We start from the raw sequence: 16,083 nt of genomic DNA on the forward strand, positions 1-16,083 counted from the left end.
CGAGAATTTATCAATGAAATTTGGAGCAGAATGGTTTCATAAATGGATGGATTCATCTATCTTAAATCATAATTTATATGAAAAAATGACTCAATCTGGCTTAGAAGTAGAAAAAATACCAGAAAAAGAAAAAGTTTTTTTTAGTCAAGTTATTGTTGGAAGAATAATATCAAAGATTATTCATAAAAAAAATTTAAAGTATGTAATATATCAAGTACAAATTCAAAAAAATAAAGTTATTCAGATTATAGATCAAAATAAAGATTTTTGTAACGGAACAAAAATTTTAGTTGCGCTTGTTGGAGCAAAATTATTAAATGATTTAATTATTCAAGTAAAACTGATTTCTGGTTTTTTTTCTTTTGGAAAGTTTTGTTCTTTTAAAGATTTAGGGATACAATTAACACGTGATAATTTAATAATTTCATTTAATCACATAAAAATCGGTACAAATTTTTTTAATTATTTATATAAAAATATTATTAAAGTAACTTTTCCGATGAATCGTATAGATTTACGTTCTGTTTTAGGGATTTCTCGAGATATTGCGGTAGTGCATCATGCATTATTACCTGAAATAATACATAGACCTTTTTCTATTACTGAGATAAAATATCGACGTGATATTTCTATTGATCTTTACAAGACTCCAGTGCAATATATTTTTCGAGAAATTTATTCTGTTAATTTACATAAACCTTTACCCTTTAAAATATATGAACGTTTAAGAAAATTTGGATTGTCATGTCATGACAATGTTTTATTAGATATTATGCATTATATTTTTATAGAAACTGGTTACTGGATTCATATATTAGATGCGGATCTTTTATGTGGAAATTTATTTTTAAAATATCAATATAATCAAAAAGATCTAAAGAATAATGAATTAAATATATCTACCAATTTTTTTGTTCTTTCTGACGAAATTAAAATTTTATCAAGTCATGATATGGAATTTATGCAAAATGCATCAGTAACTCTGAATACAAAAAATATTTTTTTAGGTTCTTTATGTGTGCATTCTTCTTATTTACAGAATTACTCTTTAATAATAAAAAATCACGATCATAATATTGATTATCCAAAATATAATATTATTCCTGAGTTACAACGGAATACAATGGAGTATTGTACAGCATTAATTATCAAAATATTTGGTGGTTTGTGCACAGAAATCAAAATAAAAAATTCTTTTTTAAAGAAATTTTTAATACCCACTATTGTTTTAACTCTTGAAAAATTTAATAAAATTACCGGTTATTTTTTTACTATCCAAAAAATGATAAAAATTTTAAAACAGTGTAAATTTCAATATTTATATAAAAATAATAATATTTTTTTTGTAACCCCACCTTTTTGGCGTACAGATATTCAGATTGAAGAAGATGTTATTGGTGAGATAGTACGTATATATGATTGCGAAAATACTATTATTACTACTCCTATCAATCAATTTATTATACAAAAAGATTCTAATTATGAGAATAGAAAATTATTTTGTATTAAATCATTTTTAGTAAATCAAGGGTATTATGAAATTATTTCATATAGTTTTATTAATTCTGAATTACAAAAATTAATATTTCCCAAAAAAAAATTTTTTAATATTATAAATCCTATTTCTTTAGATATGTCCGCGATGCGTTTATCTTTATGGATCGGTTTAATTCGTTGCGTTGCATATAATCAAAATCGTCAAAATAAATCAATTAGAATTTTTGAAAATGGATTATGTTTTTTATCTGATATAGAAAAAAATTTAGGTATAAATCAAGAAGAACATATATCTGGTGCTATTAGTGGTTATTTTAATGAACATACTTGGAATATAAAATATAGAAAATTTGATTTTTATGATTTAAAAGGTGTGGTTGAATCTATATTCAAAATATTTGGATATGTAGAATTAATTACATTTGTTTCAGAAAAATTTCATGGTTTAGATAAAGCATCTAGCGCTGGTATTTATCTTGCTAATAAATTAGTAGGTCGTATAGGAATACTAGACGATGCATTACATGAGCAGTTTAACTTAATTGATTCTGTTATTTTATTTGAAATATTCTATACTCGTTTTTCTTTAAAAAAGAAAGTATTTATTAGTCCGATTTCTGATTTACCAGTAAGTAAAAGAGATATTTCAATTATTGTATCAGATTTTATTAAAAGTAGTGACATTATTGATATTTGTAAAAAAAATGTATCTTTAAAAAATGTTGAAATATATATATATGATGTTTATCATAATATAAATATTCCAAAAGATAAAAAAAGTATTTCTATTCGTTTTATTTTTGAAAATAAAAAAAATATGTTAATAGACCGTGAAATTAATACTAATATTCAAAGATGTGTTATAGCATTACAAACCAAATTTCAAGCTATTTTGAGAGATTAAATTTTATGGTATTAACTAAAGCGGAACTTTCCGAATATTTGTTTAATAAATTTGAATTAAATCGTCAGGATATTAAAGAGTTAGTCGAAGTTTTTTTTGAAGAAGTGCGTCTTTCATTGGAATCTGGAGAACCGGTAAAATTATCAGGATTTGGAAATTTTTATTTACGAAATAAAAAATCACGACCCGGGCGAAATCCTAAAACAGGTGAAAATATTCCAATTACAGCTAGAAGAGTAGTTATTTTTAAACCAGGACAAAAACTTCGAAAACGAGTTGGAACTTTAAAATATATGAGTGCTAAAAATAAATAATATTTTTTAAATATTATAATATATCTTTTTATTTATTTAGTATTTATAAAAAGATTTTTTTATAAATATTTTAGAAGTCTAGTATTAAGTAGATGTTATAAAATATTGATCGTTTTATTTAGTATGATTATTTATTAAAATTGAAAAAAATAGCGTTTTATAAAATATTTTTATCTTTGATAAAAATATTTTTTTATATTCTTAATTAATAAATATAGACAAATCTTTTATTAAGTATTTTTTATGAAAAATGATCCAAATTAATTGGATCATAAATATTTTTATCAATTATTTTTTTTGATAAACTCTTATAAATAATAAAAATTAGCTGTATATAAAAATATATTTTTTATATATTTTAATATCGATATTCTCAAAAGATGTTTCTCTTTATTTTTATCGTAAATATAAGATTTTTCAAAAAATTTGTTTATTTTAACAATTAATTTTTCTATTTGGGTAAAAATAGTTAAATAACTTTTCTTTTTTTTAATATTATTTTGAATTTTATCTAGAGTCTTAATTAGATTATTTTCTATTTCAGAAATATTTTTATTTTTTTCAAATGTAGGGAATAAACAATAAATAGTGGAATAATCTGGTTGTTTTTTTAAGATATTTTCAATTCTTTTAAAAGTTTGTATTATTTTATTCATCTTATTATTACGGTAAAATTTTTCAAGAATAGAAATTCTTGTATTAATTTCAATACAATCATGAATATTTAAAGAAAAAATTGATTTTATAATTTTCTTTTCATATCCTTTTTTTATAAAAAAATATTTATATTTTGATAAAAGAAATTTCAAAATAATATTTTTTAGTTTTTTTGGGTTTATTATTTTGGGATATAAATTGATTGATTTTTTAATCAATTTAATTAAATTTATTTTTATTTTTTTTTCTATAATTATATGAATAATACCAATAGCAGCTCTACGTAAGGCGAATGGATCATTATGGTTTTTTGAATTTTTTTCAAGGCTAAAAATTCCAGTAATTGTATCCATTTTTTCAGCAATACTCAGGGCATAAGAAATAGGTTGTGTAGGCAATTTAGCGTTTGAAGCATTAGGTAAATATTGTTCTTTAATCGCTAAAGCGACTTCTTTTTTTTCTTTGTTCTTAATAGCATAATACATACCAATAGAACCCTGTAGTTCTGGATGTTCAATAATCATATATGTAGTTAAATCACATTTTGATAATAATGCGGCACGTTTCATATCTTCTTTTTGAACTTTTTTTTCGAAATTTTTAATAATAAAAATACTTAATAGACACATACGATTAGTTTTATCATACATAGTTCCTAAGTTTTCTTTAAAACATATATTTTTTAATAAAAGTAATCTATCAAATATTTTTGTTTTTAAATCTTTTTTTAAAAAAAAAATAATATTACTTAATTTAGACTGTAAAACATTTTCATTTCCTTCGATTATTTTATTTGGGTTTTTTGTTTCTGTATTACTAATAAAAATAAATTTAGTAGTAATTTTTTTCGTTAAAGAATCATATACAGGAAAATATTGCTGGCATATTTCCATAGTATGAATTAATATTTTTTTGGGTATTTTCAAATATTTTACATTAAAGCTTCCATGTAGTATTACAGGCCATTCTACTGATGAGGTAATTTCGTCTAATTGTTGATCACAAATTTTTGTAATGCCGTTTAATTTTTTAGATAAATTTTCTATTTCTTTTTTTATAAAATTTTTTCTTTTTTTATAATTAATCATTACATAAAATTGGGAGAAAAATTTTGATCGATATTGTTTGGCAAAATTTATTTCAATTTTTTCGGGGTGCATAAATAAATGTCCTCGAGAAAATCGATTAGAGTATAAATGAAAAAATTTTATTGGTATAATTTGAGAATTTAATAGTGCAAGAATATTTCGAATAGGTCGAGAAAATTGAAATTTTTTTTCATTCCAATGCATAGTTTTTTTGGATGGAATACGCATTAAAACATAGAGAATGATTTTTTTTAAAATTTCTAATAATGAGATTGTTTTATATGTAGTTTGATATGTTAAATATCTTTTTTTATTAATAATGGTAGATTCAGCATCTTCGATGTTAATACCGCAATGTTTTATCCATGCCATAGCGATTGGTGTAACTTGATTTTTATCATTAAAACAATATTTCCATAAAGGTCCTTTTTTACGGATTTTTTTATTTTCTTGAATATATTTTATGGTATTAATGGTAACCGCTAATCTTCGTGGAGTAGAAAACAATGAAATTTTATCATATTTAATTTTGTTCTTTTTTAATATGTTTTTAAATATCATAAAAAATGATTCTGAAATATTTTTTAGTTCTTTTGCTGGTAAATCTTCTATGCGTAACTCTAATAAAAAATCTGATTTTTTCATATGAAATAACCTTTTTTTATGTATCTTAAAAGATATTAATTTTATTTTCTAGCTATATATTCTTGCGCGATTTTTTTAATTTGAGACCGTATTTTTAATATATAATCCATGCGTTCTGTAGTAGAAAGAATTTTTTTGCAATCTAATAAATTAAAATAATGAATGGAATGAAGCATGTGTTCATATGCTGGAATTGATAATGACGTAGAAGATTGAATTAATCTATCAGCTTCTTTTATATGCAAAAGAAATAATTGAGATAATAGTATAGTATTAGAACACTCAAAATTGTATATTGAATTTTCTTTTTCGTCATGGTAAAAAAGTTCTGCATATGTAGTTTTTTTTTGATTAGATTCAGACCAAATAATATCATATATATTTTTTTTTCTTTGAATTTGCATCGCAATTCTTTCTAATCCGTATGTGATTTCTACAGTAGCTGGATGACAATTTAAACCGCCCATTTGTTGAAAATATGTAAATTGTGTTATTTCCATGCCATTTAGCCAGATTTCCCAACCTAGCCCGGATGCTCCTAAAGTTGGATTTTTCCAATTATCCTCCATAAATCTAATATCATTTTCTTGACCGTTAATTCCTATTTCTTTTAAAGAAGCTAAAAAAATATCTTGAATCGTATTAGGTATAGGTTTAATAATCACTTGAAATTGATAATAATGTTGGAGTCTGTTTGGGTTTTTCATATATCTTCCGTCTGATGGGCGTCTAGAAGGTTGCACATATGCTAAAGAAATATTTTTAGATCCAATTACATTAAAAAAAGTTTTATGATGAAATGTTCCAGCACCAACTGAGATATCAAGAGGTTGCAAAATAATACAACCTTGATTAAACCAAAATTTTTGTAATTTTTGAATAAGAGAATAAAATGTTTTTTGATTTTTATGAATCATTCAAGTGTACCCTATAAAAATGTTAATTTTTTATAATTAAATAATATTTATTTCAAATACATTGTTATAATATAAAAATTATATTTACTTACTATTTATAGTACATCATTTTCTATTTTAGAAATATAATTTCAGAAAAATATTTTATATATTTATAAAATAATATAATAGACGTATGTATACTTTTTGATGAAGGTTTTTAATTATGTTACGATATATTGGCGCGCATGTGAGTATAGCTGGAGGATTAGAAAAAGCTATTATACGAGCGCATAATTTAGGAGCTACTGCATTTTCTTTTTTTTTTAAAAAATCAAAGGCAATGGAAACCTGCACTTTTAAATCAAAATACCATTAATCTTTTTCATAAGTTTTGTTCATTATATGGATATTGTTCAGAACAAATTTTACCGCATGGTAATTATTTGATGAATATAGGTAATCCGGATATTGATATTCGCAAAAAATCCTGTAATGCTTTAATTAATGAATTAATATGTTGTGAAAATTTAAAATTATCGATGCTTAATATTCATCCAGGAAATCATTTACAAAAAATTACAGAAAAATCGTGTTTAAATAATATTGTTAGCTCTATTAATATTGTATTAAGTAAAACTAATAATGTTACAATAGTTTTAGAAAATACAGCAGGACAAGGTAGTGCTATAGGTTATTGTTTTGAACATTTAGCATATATTATCCGACATATAGAAGATAAATCTCGTATTGGCGTATGTTTGGATAGTTGTCATTTGTTTTCTTCTGGATACAATATTGGATGTTTTTCTAGTTTCTTGAATATTTTTAAGCATTTTAATGATATTATTGGTATGCATTATTTACGGGGTATACATTTAAATGATTCTTTAGGTGATTTACATAGTCGATTAGATCGACATCAAAATTTGGGATATGGAAAAATAAAAAAAGAAACATTTTCTTGGTTTATGAAAGTTATACAGTTTAATAAAATACCATTTATTTTAGAAACAAAAAATATGAATTTATGGAAAAATGAAATAAAATGGTTAAAAAAAGAATCTTTAAATAATCACTTTAATATAATTTAAACAACTGAAAAAAATATTTGATATATAAATAGATATATTAAAAATTTTTAAAAAATAAAATAAACATCTTTATTTTTTTTGAAATTCAATAATTTAATTTTAGAGATATAAATGATTACACTAAATGCTATTCTACGTTATCAAAACGGTACCAGTTATAGTCGTCATATACGTAAGTTTCATAATCAATTACCAGGCATTATATATGGAAATTCTTTAATTAAATCTCCTATATTAATTACTATGCTACATGATAAAATTTTTCATTTACAAAAAAAAAATGAATTTTATTCAGAAAATATATTATTGGTTATTGATCGACAAAAATATATAGTTCGAGTAAAAGAAATTCAACGTCATGCATTTAAGCTCCGTATATTGCACATAGATTTTATTTATATAAGTCTTTCATAAAATCCATGTCAGTTTGAATATTTTATTTTTTAGTTTAACGATATATAAATATTCATTTTTTTTATGTTTTTTTATTTTAATTAATATTAAAACTTATTAATATTAAATATATTATATAATATAGAATTATCGGCACGTACTAAAATTTATTTGATATAACGGGAAGGTAAATATACAGATAATTGTATTTTTTCGTGCCGATTTTTATTTAATTATAGTAATTTAATTGAATTAATAATTTTAATATATTATGATAATTTTTTTATAGTTGGGATTTTATTTAATAGAGATTACTAATTTTGTATTTTTTTCTTTTACTGAATATATAAATTTTTTATAAAAATAATCAAAAAAATAAAAAAAAAATAAACTATAATTGACAATTGAAAAAATTAAAATTATTTAATTATTTTTTTTATTTTTTTTCTAATATACCAATAACGATAGAAAAAATAAAAAAATAATATAATTATACTAATTAAAATTAGTATCATACTAAAAAAATATTTTTTTTTTGTCGTTTTTTTAAAAAATTTAAAAATCATTAATGTAAAAATTCCTGGAAAAAAATAAATGATTGGCCACAGGATACATGCTAAAATATTTGGCATTAAAAATTTATAAAAAGATAACTGTAATACCCCGGATAACATTGGTATTAATGGTCGAGCAGGACCAATAAATTTTCCGATAAAGATTGTAATGAAATTATATCGACATAATAAATTTTTTATTTTTTCAATAAAATTTTTATTTATTTGTAATAAAATTATTTTATTGATTTTTTTACTAAATTTTATTCCAAAATAATAAGAAAAAATATCACCAAGAATACATCCTGAAACACTACATATCCATGCATAATAAAAATTTAATTGACCATTTCCGATTAATGTTCCAAATCCGCTCATAATTACTAGACCTGGTAATACTAATCCAAGTAATGCTAGCGATTCTAAAAATGACATGATAAAAACAATAATATTTAGATGATTGATAGCAAGATGGGCTATATAGGTTAAACAAGATTCCATAATTTTTTTTTTTCTCATAAGGTAATAAGCTGTAGGCAGTACAAAATAGAATTATTTTAAATTATTTTTACTTCATAAAATTATTTATTTTATTCAATTAGATCTTTTTTGAGTAAATATTTTTTTTATTTTTATTTTTTGAGAATTCTATTATTACCATACTATGAATGTATTGATGAATCAACTTATTTTATTTTATCTAATTTTATAGTTTTTTATCTTTTATTTTTTTTTAAAATTTTAATAATTTAATTTATTTATATAATAAATATTATAAAAAACTATTATATTGAGTGTTCAATATGAATTTCAAAAAATCTTATTTATATAGTCCTAATAAAAAATTAGGACAAAATTTTTTAATTAGTAAAAATATAATTAATGCTATTACTACGATTCTTAATGTGCAATATTATGATCGAATTTTAGAGATTGGACCAGGTTTAGGAGCTATTACTTATCCTGTTAGTCAGATAGTAAAAGAATTAATTATTTTAGAAATTGATGAAAAATTAATTCCTATATTATGTCAATATTCTTTTAAAAATCGTGTTAGAATTATTCTTGCAAATGCTATGACGTTTGATTATAGTTTGTTTTTTAATAAATATAATACAAATACCGATACAAAGTTTTTACGTTTTTTTGGGAATTTACCGTATAATATTGCTACAGAATTTTTATTATATTTATTAAGTTATAAAATAAAAATATATGATATGCATTTTATGTTTCAAAAAGAAGTAGCGCTTCGTATATTGGCTCAACCTAATAAAAAAAAATATGGTCGGCTTAGTATTATTGTACAATTTTTTTTTCATGTTAAATCTATGTTATCCGTAAGTAAATTTTATTTTTTTCCTATTCCGAAAGTCGATTCAGTATTTTTAAAATTTTCTCCAATTAATAATCAAGTATATAAATATGATATTAAAAAATATATTTTGGCAATTACTTATATTACTCAAATAGCATTTCAACATCGACGTAAAATATTAAAAAATAGTTTATGTCGTTTATTTCATAGAGAAGAACTATCTTGTTTTGGGATCAATATTTTTCAAAGAGCTGAAAATATATCTGTTGAACAATATTTTAAATTAACGGAATATTATATTAAAAAAATGGAAAAGAATTAAAAAAATTTAGAAAAAATGTTATTATTTTTTAAAAAAATATTTAAATTTTAAATAAATTTTCTATTTTAAAAGAATTGTTCTTTTTTTGTTTTTGTAAAATTAAGGGTTTTTGATGAGTACTTATATTATAGGAGATATTCATGGTTGTTATCGAGAGCTTAAGTTTTTATTAAAAAAAATTAACTTTGATGTACAACATGATGTTTTATGGATAACTGGAGATCTCGTTTTTCGTGGTAAAGATTCCTTGAGTGTACTTCGTTTCTTATATTCTATTAGAAAAAACATTAAATTAGTTTTAGGGAATAATGATTTAAATTTAATTAAAATATTTTTAGGTTTACAAAAAAATGATAAAAAATTTAACATTGATAATTTATTAAAAGCTTTTGATAGAGATAAATTAATTTTTTGGTTACTAAAACAACCATTATTGCATATAGATATAAAAAAAAAGATTTTATTAGTCCATGCTGGTATTTTTCCATTTTGGACATTTAAAGAAATAATTTATTATCATGAAATGATTCACAGTCGTTTAAAAAGCGCTGACTTTTTTTCATTTCTTTCAGAGTCACTAAAATATAATGTCAAATATTTTTCTTGGAAGTTAGCATTTAATTCCAAAAAATATATTTTTTTTATATTAAATGTTTTTACAAAAATGAGATATATTTCTTTAAATGGAGATTTGAATTTTTCTCGTATTTATAATCATGATGAAGCTAAATCTATGGATCTATATCCTTGGTTTAATATATATAATAGAATAACAGCTATTAATAAATTTACAATTATTTTTGGTCATTGGTCAACAATACGAGGTCGAGGTACACCCCGTAATATTATTGGGTTAGATACTGGTTGTTGCTGGCATGGTTGCTTGACTGCATTATGTTGGGATAATAAAAAAATTTATTCACAAAATTGTTTTTAAATACATTTTTTTTTATAACTTCCTTGTTATAGAAATCTTAAGATTTATATGCAATATTAAAATAATTAAGAATAAAAAAGTTTTAAAAAATCATTAAATTTAAATTATTGGTATTGATTGATGCATGTCTTGTAATGAGAGTATTGGATATGTATCTAGATATTTTAATGACATTAATGTAGCAAAGGTTCCGTTTAATGTAGTATCATAGTGTATCTTGTATATTAACGCATTTTTACAAATTTCTTTGGCTTTTTGAAAATTTTTTTTATTTATAGAAGTATTTATTATATATACATATTTTTTATTTTTTATCAGATTTTGTATATCTGATTTTTCTGGATATAACGTATTAATGAGTTTTGTAAGAATTCCAGATTTTTTTAATATTTTGTTTGTTCCGTAAGTAGAATCAATTTTAAATCCTAATTTAATTAGTTTTATTGCAATCACTTTTGCAAATTCTTTATCTTTATCTTGTAAAGATAATAGAACTCTTCCAAATTTTTTTATTTTTATTGATGTGCTTAATATTGCTTTATAAAAAGCTGATGAGAAATTTTTTCCAATACCCATTACTTCGCCAGTAGATCGCATTTCCGGGCCTAAAATAGGGGTTACTCCTGGAAATTTATTAAAAGGTAATACTACTTCTTTAACGGAATAATATTTTGGTTTTATTTCTTGGGTATAACCTTGTTTTTTTAATGATAGTCCACACATAACACGCATGGCAATTTTTGCTAAAGGCAGGCCAATAGCTTTAGAAACAAAAGGAACGGTACGTGCGGCTCTTGGATTAACCTCTAAAACATATATTTTATTCTCTTTTATGGCAAATTGAATATTCATTAAACCTATGATAGATAATTTCAGAGCTATTTCTTTGGTTTGCTTACGAATTTTATTTTTAATGTAATCAGAAACTGTATAAGTAGGAAGTGTACATGCTGAGTCTCCAGAATGTATTCCTGCTTGTTCAATATGCTCCATAATTCCGCCAATTAAAACATTTTTTCCGTCACAAATTGCATCTACATCAATTTCAATAGCTTTCTCTAAGTATTGATCCAATAAAATCTCATAATTATTAGATAAACTCGTGCGATTTAAAAAATATTTTTTTAATTCCTGATTATTATGAATTATTTCCATTTCTCGTCCACCTAAAACATAAGATGGTCGTACAATAATGGGATACAAAATATTATTTGCTTTTTCCAAAGCATCTTTAATGTTATTAGCGGTATCATTTTTTGGTTGTTTTAACATTAATTGAAAAACGATTTTTTGAAATTTTTTTCTATTTTCCGCAAGATCAATATCTTTTGGTTGTGTTCCTATAATATTAATACCGTATTTTTGAAAAGATTTTGCTAATTTTAAAGGAGTTTGTCCACCATATTGAATTACAACTCCTTTAGGTTTTTCTATTCGAATAATATCTAATATATTTTCTAAAGTAATAGGCTCAAAATATAGACGATCAGAAATATCATAATCAGTAGAAACTGTTTCCGGATTACAATTAATCATAATTGTTTCATAATTATCTTTTTGTAATGCTTGAGCAGCATGAACACAACAATAATCAAATTCTATACCTTGACCTATACGGTTAGGTCCGCTACCTAGTATTATAATTTTATTAGTATTTTTTGTTGGTAAAGATTCGCATTCATCTTCCCAAGTGGAATACATATATGCCGTTTCAGTAGAAAATTCAGCTGCACATGTATCAATTCTTTTATATACAGGAAATAATTTGATCTTCTTCCTATATGAATACACATTTTTTTCTTTTTGAGATAATAATTGAGCAATTCGTAAATCAGAAAATCCTTTACTTTTTAATTTTTTTAATTGATAGTAATCTAAAGAGTATAACGTTAATTTTTTAGTTTTTTCTTCTAGCTCAATTAATTCTTTTATTTGAAATAAAAACCATGGATCAATATGAGTTAACTTATTTATTTCATGTATAGTTTGTTTTAAACGAAACGCTTCTCCGATAAACCATAATCGTTCAGGTCCCGCTTCTTTTAATTCATAACGGATTTTTTTACCATAAGTTAAAAGATTTTTTTTTAGTTCCGGGTAACGTAATATGATATCAAAACCGCTACTATTAATTTCTAAGCTTCTCATGGATTTCTGTAACGACTCTTGAAAAGTACGTCCTATACCCATCACTTCTCCAACTGATTTCATTTGTGTAGTTAAACGATCATTACATCCATGAAATTTTTCAAAATTAAATCTAGGTATTTTAATTACAATGTAGTCTAGTGTAGGTTCAAACGCAGCTGGGGTTTGTGTGCCAGTAATATTATTTTTTAATTCATCTAAAGTATAACCTATGGCGAGTTTAGCGGCGATAAAAGCTATTGGAAATCCTGTTGCCTTAGAAGCTAAAGCAGAAGATCTAGAAACTCTAGGATTCATTTCAATTACAACCATTTTTCCATTTTTTGGATTAACAGCAAATTGTACATTTGATCCACCTGTTTCCACACCTATTTCTCTTAATACTTTGATTGAAGCATTTCTCATTTTTTGAAATTCTTTATCGCTTAAAGTTTGCGCGGGAGCTACTGTAATCGAGTCTCCAGTATGAATGCCCATAGGATCAATATTTTCAATTGAACAAACAATAATACAGTTATCAGCTTGATCCCTAATAACTTCCATTTCATATTCTTTCCATCCAATTAATGATTCATCTATTAATAACTCACTTGTAGGCGATGATTCTAATCCTTTTAAACAAATTTCTCTAAATTCTTTATAGTTATATGCAATACCGCCTCCGCTACCACCCATAGTGAATGAAGGTCTAATAATACATGGAAAACCAATTTTTTCTATTGCATTGTTAGCTTCTTGTATATTATGAATAATTTTGCAACGAGCTGTTTTTAAACCGATTTTTTTCATGGATTTTTCAAATAAATTTCTATCTTCGGCTTTTTGAATGGCCTGAATAGTAGCACCTATTAACTCTACATTATATTTTTTTAAGATATTTTTTTGATTTAGTTTTAATGTACAATTTAATGCTGTCTGCCCACCCATAGTAGGTAATAATGCATTTGGTTTTTCTTTTTTTATAATTTCAGTGATTATTTTATAATTTAGTGGTTCAATATATGTAATATCCGCTATCTTAGGATCAGTCATGATGGTTGCGGGATTTGAATTAACTAAAATTATTTTATAACCTTCTTCTCGTAATGCTTTACATGCTTGAGCACCTGAATAATCAAATTCGCATGCTTGTCCAATAATAATTGGCCCTGATCCTAGTATTAATATTTTTTTTATATCTTTTCTTTTTGGCATATTTTCTCCTGTTTATACATATTGTAAATAAAATTATTAAATAATATTTCGATGTCGTTAGTACCCGGACCAGCTTCTGGATGACCTTGAAAACTAAATGAATTTTTTTGATGTAATGAAATTCCTTGTATTGTTTTATCAAATAGAGAAATATGGGTGACGATCATGCTTTTATTAATTGTACGAGGATTTATTACAAAATTATGGTTTTGTGAAGTGATAAAAACATTTTTTGTAATGATATCTTGGACTGGATGATTAGATCCATGATGACCAAATTTCATTTTTTTAATTTTAGCACCAGCTGCTAATGCTAAGATCTGGTGCCCTAGACATATTCCAAAGATTGGAATATTTAATTGGAGTAGAGTTTTTACACTTTTTATTGTCTCTTTACATAATCTTGGATCGCCAGGACCATTTGATAATAGTATACCAGATGGTTTTAATTGAATGATTTTCTTTGCGTGAGTATGAAATGGAACTAGAGTAATGTAACATCCTTTTTTATCAAGTATTTGGAGTATACTGTTTTTGATGCCTAAATCATATACAACCACATGTAATTTTTTATTTTCTTTTCTTAATTTTATAAATTTTTTGATGTTATTTTTTTCATGATTAAGAGGATTGATACTAGAAGTAGTCCATGGATATATTTTCTTTTTACTTACGTCAGCGGTTAATTTTTTTTGTTTTTTATTTTTATAATGATTAATTTTTTTTATTGCGCTTGGAATATTTATATATTTTTGAGTTTGTATACATCCATATTGTGTGCCATGATTTCGTATTATTCTTGTTAATTTTCTAGTGTCAATATTGGAAATTGCAATAATATTTTTCTCTTTAAGATAGTGAGATAAAGTATTTATACTACGATAACTACTACTAATATTTGAAATATTTTTAACAATAATACCTTTAGCATAAATATTTATAGATTCTTCGTCATCCTTATTAACACCTACATTACCAATATGCGGATATGTAAAGGTAATTAATTGTTTTGCATAAGATGGATCAGTTAAAATTTCTTGGTAACCTGTCATTGCAGTATTAAAGATTATTTCACCTACTGTGTATCCATTAGATCCGGAACTTTTACCATAAAAAATAGTACCATCTTGTAATACTAAAATCGCTTTTTCTTTCACAAAATTTCTCCAAAAAAATCATGATTTTTGATTTAAATATTTTATATAGAAGAGCAACTTTTAAATATGTCTGACATGTTAAACAAACCTTTTTCTTTATTTTGAATCCAAATAGCAGCTTGTATAGCACCTTTTGCAAAAGTTGATCGGTTAGTTGCTTTATGAGAAATTTCAATGCGTTCGCCAATATCAGCAAATAATACTTTATGTTCACCAATAATATCTCCACCACGAATAGTGGAAAAACCAATTTTATTTTTTTCACGAACTCCTAAACGTCCATTTCTTTGAAAAATAGTATGTTCATTAAATTTCCAATTCATAGTTTTAGAAATTTTTCTTCCTATTTGTAATGCGGTTCCAGAAGGAGAATCTATTTTATCTCTGTGATGAGCTTCAATAATCTCAATATCTGTATATTGACCAATAATAGAAGCGATATATTGGGTAACATTACATAATAAGTTGATACCAATACTAAAATTTGGTGCAAAAAATATAGCAATATCTTTTGAAGCATTTTTTATTATTTCTATTTGTGTATCATTAAAACCAGTAGTACCTATAATAATATTTATTTTATTTTTTATGCAGTATTTTAAATTATTTAACGTATTATCAGGGGTAGTAAAATCTATTAATATTTCATGTGATTTATTTTTCTTTATATTTAATTGGTTAATATTTGTATAAAAATTTAATTTAGAAAATTTTTGTTGTGATGTGATTTTTTCTTTTTGTTTTTGGGATTTTTCGTTAATAATAGCAGCCGTTAAAGAGATTTCTTTGTTTTGTTTTATTTCTTGAATTAACATTTTACCCATACGGCCGAGTGCACCGGATATTATTATTTTGGTTTTTTTTTTTTTCATTTTTAGATTCACGTATTTTTAAGTTTGTTAATTTATTATATCAATATAGACTTTTTTAGAAAAAAGATATAATTTAGTAATGTTATTTTTTTT

Annotated in this window: 11 protein-coding genes and 1 pseudogene; 6 read left to right on the top strand and 6 right to left on the bottom strand. The window is 23.7% G+C overall.

Going from position 1 to position 16,083, the window contains the following annotated elements:
• Positions 1-13 precede the first annotated feature (13 nt).
• On the top strand, positions 14-2,401 hold the full coding sequence (gene pheT / locus APCICONF2801_RS00435; RefSeq protein WP_075431741.1) for a phenylalanine--tRNA ligase subunit beta: 2,388 nt from the start codon (positions 14-16) through the stop codon (positions 2,399-2,401).
• A gap of 5 nt (positions 2,402-2,406) precedes the next feature.
• A complete protein-coding gene (locus tag APCICONF2801_RS00440) occupies positions 2,407-2,715 on the top strand; it encodes an integration host factor subunit alpha (protein WP_075431743.1) in 309 nt (102 codons plus the stop codon).
• Positions 2,716-3,023: 308 nt separating this feature from the next.
• Here APCICONF2801_RS00440 and glyS read toward each other — a convergent pair whose 3' ends face one another.
• Together glyS and glyQ are read right to left on the bottom strand one after the other, a co-directional pair.
• A complete protein-coding gene (glyS, locus tag APCICONF2801_RS00445) occupies positions 3,024-5,105 on the bottom strand; it encodes a glycine--tRNA ligase subunit beta (RefSeq protein WP_075431745.1) in 2,082 nt (693 codons plus the stop codon).
• Positions 5,106-5,146: 41 nt separating this feature from the next.
• Positions 5,147-6,022 carry a glycine--tRNA ligase subunit alpha gene (gene glyQ / locus APCICONF2801_RS00450; protein WP_075431747.1) on the bottom strand — a complete coding sequence of 292 codons (876 nt, stop codon included), beginning with the start codon at positions 6,020-6,022 and terminating at the stop codon, positions 5,147-5,149.
• Positions 6,023-6,227: 205 nt separating this feature from the next.
• On the opposite strand from glyQ, the pseudogene nfo reads away from it, so the two are divergent.
• Both nfo and rplY read left to right on the top strand, forming a co-directional pair.
• Positions 6,228-7,095 (top strand): annotated as a pseudogene (gene nfo / locus APCICONF2801_RS00455) (deoxyribonuclease IV).
• A gap of 111 nt (positions 7,096-7,206) precedes the next feature.
• Positions 7,207-7,509 carry a 50S ribosomal protein L25 gene (rplY, locus tag APCICONF2801_RS00460; protein WP_075431749.1) on the top strand — a complete coding sequence of 101 codons (303 nt, stop codon included), beginning with the start codon at positions 7,207-7,209 and terminating at the stop codon, positions 7,507-7,509.
• 398 nt (positions 7,510-7,907) lie between these two features.
• On the opposite strand, the gene APCICONF2801_RS00465 is transcribed toward rplY, so the two are convergent.
• Positions 7,908-8,561 carry a DedA family protein gene (locus APCICONF2801_RS00465; RefSeq protein ID WP_075431751.1) on the bottom strand — a complete coding sequence of 218 codons (654 nt, stop codon included), beginning with the start codon at positions 8,559-8,561 and terminating at the stop codon, positions 7,908-7,910.
• Between the two features lie 284 nt (positions 8,562-8,845).
• On the opposite strand from APCICONF2801_RS00465, the gene rsmA reads away from it, so the two are divergent.
• Both rsmA and APCICONF2801_RS00475 read left to right on the top strand, forming a co-directional pair.
• Positions 8,846-9,682: a 16S rRNA (adenine(1518)-N(6)/adenine(1519)-N(6))-dimethyltransferase RsmA gene (rsmA, locus tag APCICONF2801_RS00470; RefSeq protein WP_075431753.1), complete on the top strand. Its 837-nt coding sequence runs from the start codon at positions 8,846-8,848 to the stop codon at positions 9,680-9,682.
• 112 nt (positions 9,683-9,794) lie between these two features.
• Positions 9,795-10,619 (top strand): symmetrical bis(5'-nucleosyl)-tetraphosphatase, encoded by an 825-nt coding sequence (locus tag APCICONF2801_RS00475; protein WP_075431755.1) that lies wholly within the window; start codon positions 9,795-9,797, stop codon positions 10,617-10,619.
• A gap of 99 nt (positions 10,620-10,718) precedes the next feature.
• On the opposite strand, the gene carB is transcribed toward APCICONF2801_RS00475, so the two are convergent.
• Genes carB through dapB form a run of 3 tightly spaced genes read right to left on the bottom strand, consistent with a single transcriptional unit; the run spans position 10,719 to position 15,990 of the window.
• A complete protein-coding gene (gene carB / locus APCICONF2801_RS00480; RefSeq protein WP_075431757.1) occupies positions 10,719-13,961 on the bottom strand; it encodes a carbamoyl-phosphate synthase large subunit in 3,243 nt (1,080 codons plus the stop codon).
• Positions 13,940-15,118, bottom strand: a complete 1,179-nt coding sequence (gene carA / locus APCICONF2801_RS00485; RefSeq protein WP_075431759.1) for a glutamine-hydrolyzing carbamoyl-phosphate synthase small subunit — start codon at positions 15,116-15,118, stop codon at positions 13,940-13,942. The genes carB and carA overlap by 22 nt, the downstream gene beginning before the upstream one ends.
• 41 nt (positions 15,119-15,159) lie before the next feature.
• Positions 15,160-15,990 (bottom strand): 4-hydroxy-tetrahydrodipicolinate reductase, encoded by an 831-nt coding sequence (gene dapB, locus APCICONF2801_RS00490; RefSeq protein ID WP_075431761.1) that lies wholly within the window; start codon positions 15,988-15,990, stop codon positions 15,160-15,162.
• Between the last annotated feature and the right edge of the window lie 93 nt (positions 15,991-16,083).

The sequence above is a fragment of the Buchnera aphidicola (Cinara confinis) genome (assembly GCF_900128735.1).
In the GTDB taxonomy this organism is placed as follows: Bacteria; Pseudomonadota; Gammaproteobacteria; order Enterobacterales; family Enterobacteriaceae; genus Buchnera_F; species Buchnera_F aphidicola_L.

What these genes read in the sequence shown, in the direction of transcription:
- pheT (WP_075431741.1), top strand. Translation starts at nt 14, where the DNA reads ATGAAATTTGGAGCAGAATGGTTTCATAAATGGATGGATTCATCTATC.
- APCICONF2801_RS00440 (WP_075431743.1), top strand. Translation starts at nt 2,407, where the DNA reads ATGGTATTAACTAAAGCGGAACTTTCCGAATATTTGTTTAATAAATTT.
- glyS (WP_075431745.1), bottom strand. Translation starts at nt 5,105, where the DNA reads ATGAAAAAATCAGATTTTTTATTAGAGTTACGCATAGAAGATTTACCA.
- glyQ (WP_075431747.1), bottom strand. Translation starts at nt 6,022, where the DNA reads ATGATTCATAAAAATCAAAAAACATTTTATTCTCTTATTCAAAAATTA.
- rplY (WP_075431749.1), top strand. Translation starts at nt 7,207, where the DNA reads ATGATTACACTAAATGCTATTCTACGTTATCAAAACGGTACCAGTTAT.
- APCICONF2801_RS00465 (WP_075431751.1), bottom strand. Translation starts at nt 8,561, where the DNA reads ATGAGAAAAAAAAAAATTATGGAATCTTGTTTAACCTATATAGCCCAT.
- rsmA (WP_075431753.1), top strand. Translation starts at nt 8,846, where the DNA reads ATGAATTTCAAAAAATCTTATTTATATAGTCCTAATAAAAAATTAGGA.
- APCICONF2801_RS00475 (WP_075431755.1), top strand. Translation starts at nt 9,795, where the DNA reads ATGAGTACTTATATTATAGGAGATATTCATGGTTGTTATCGAGAGCTT.
- carB (WP_075431757.1), bottom strand. Translation starts at nt 13,961, where the DNA reads ATGCCAAAAAGAAAAGATATAAAAAAAATATTAATACTAGGATCAGGG.
- dapB (WP_075431761.1), bottom strand. Translation starts at nt 15,990, where the DNA reads ATGAAAAAAAAAAAAACCAAAATAATAATATCCGGTGCACTCGGCCGT.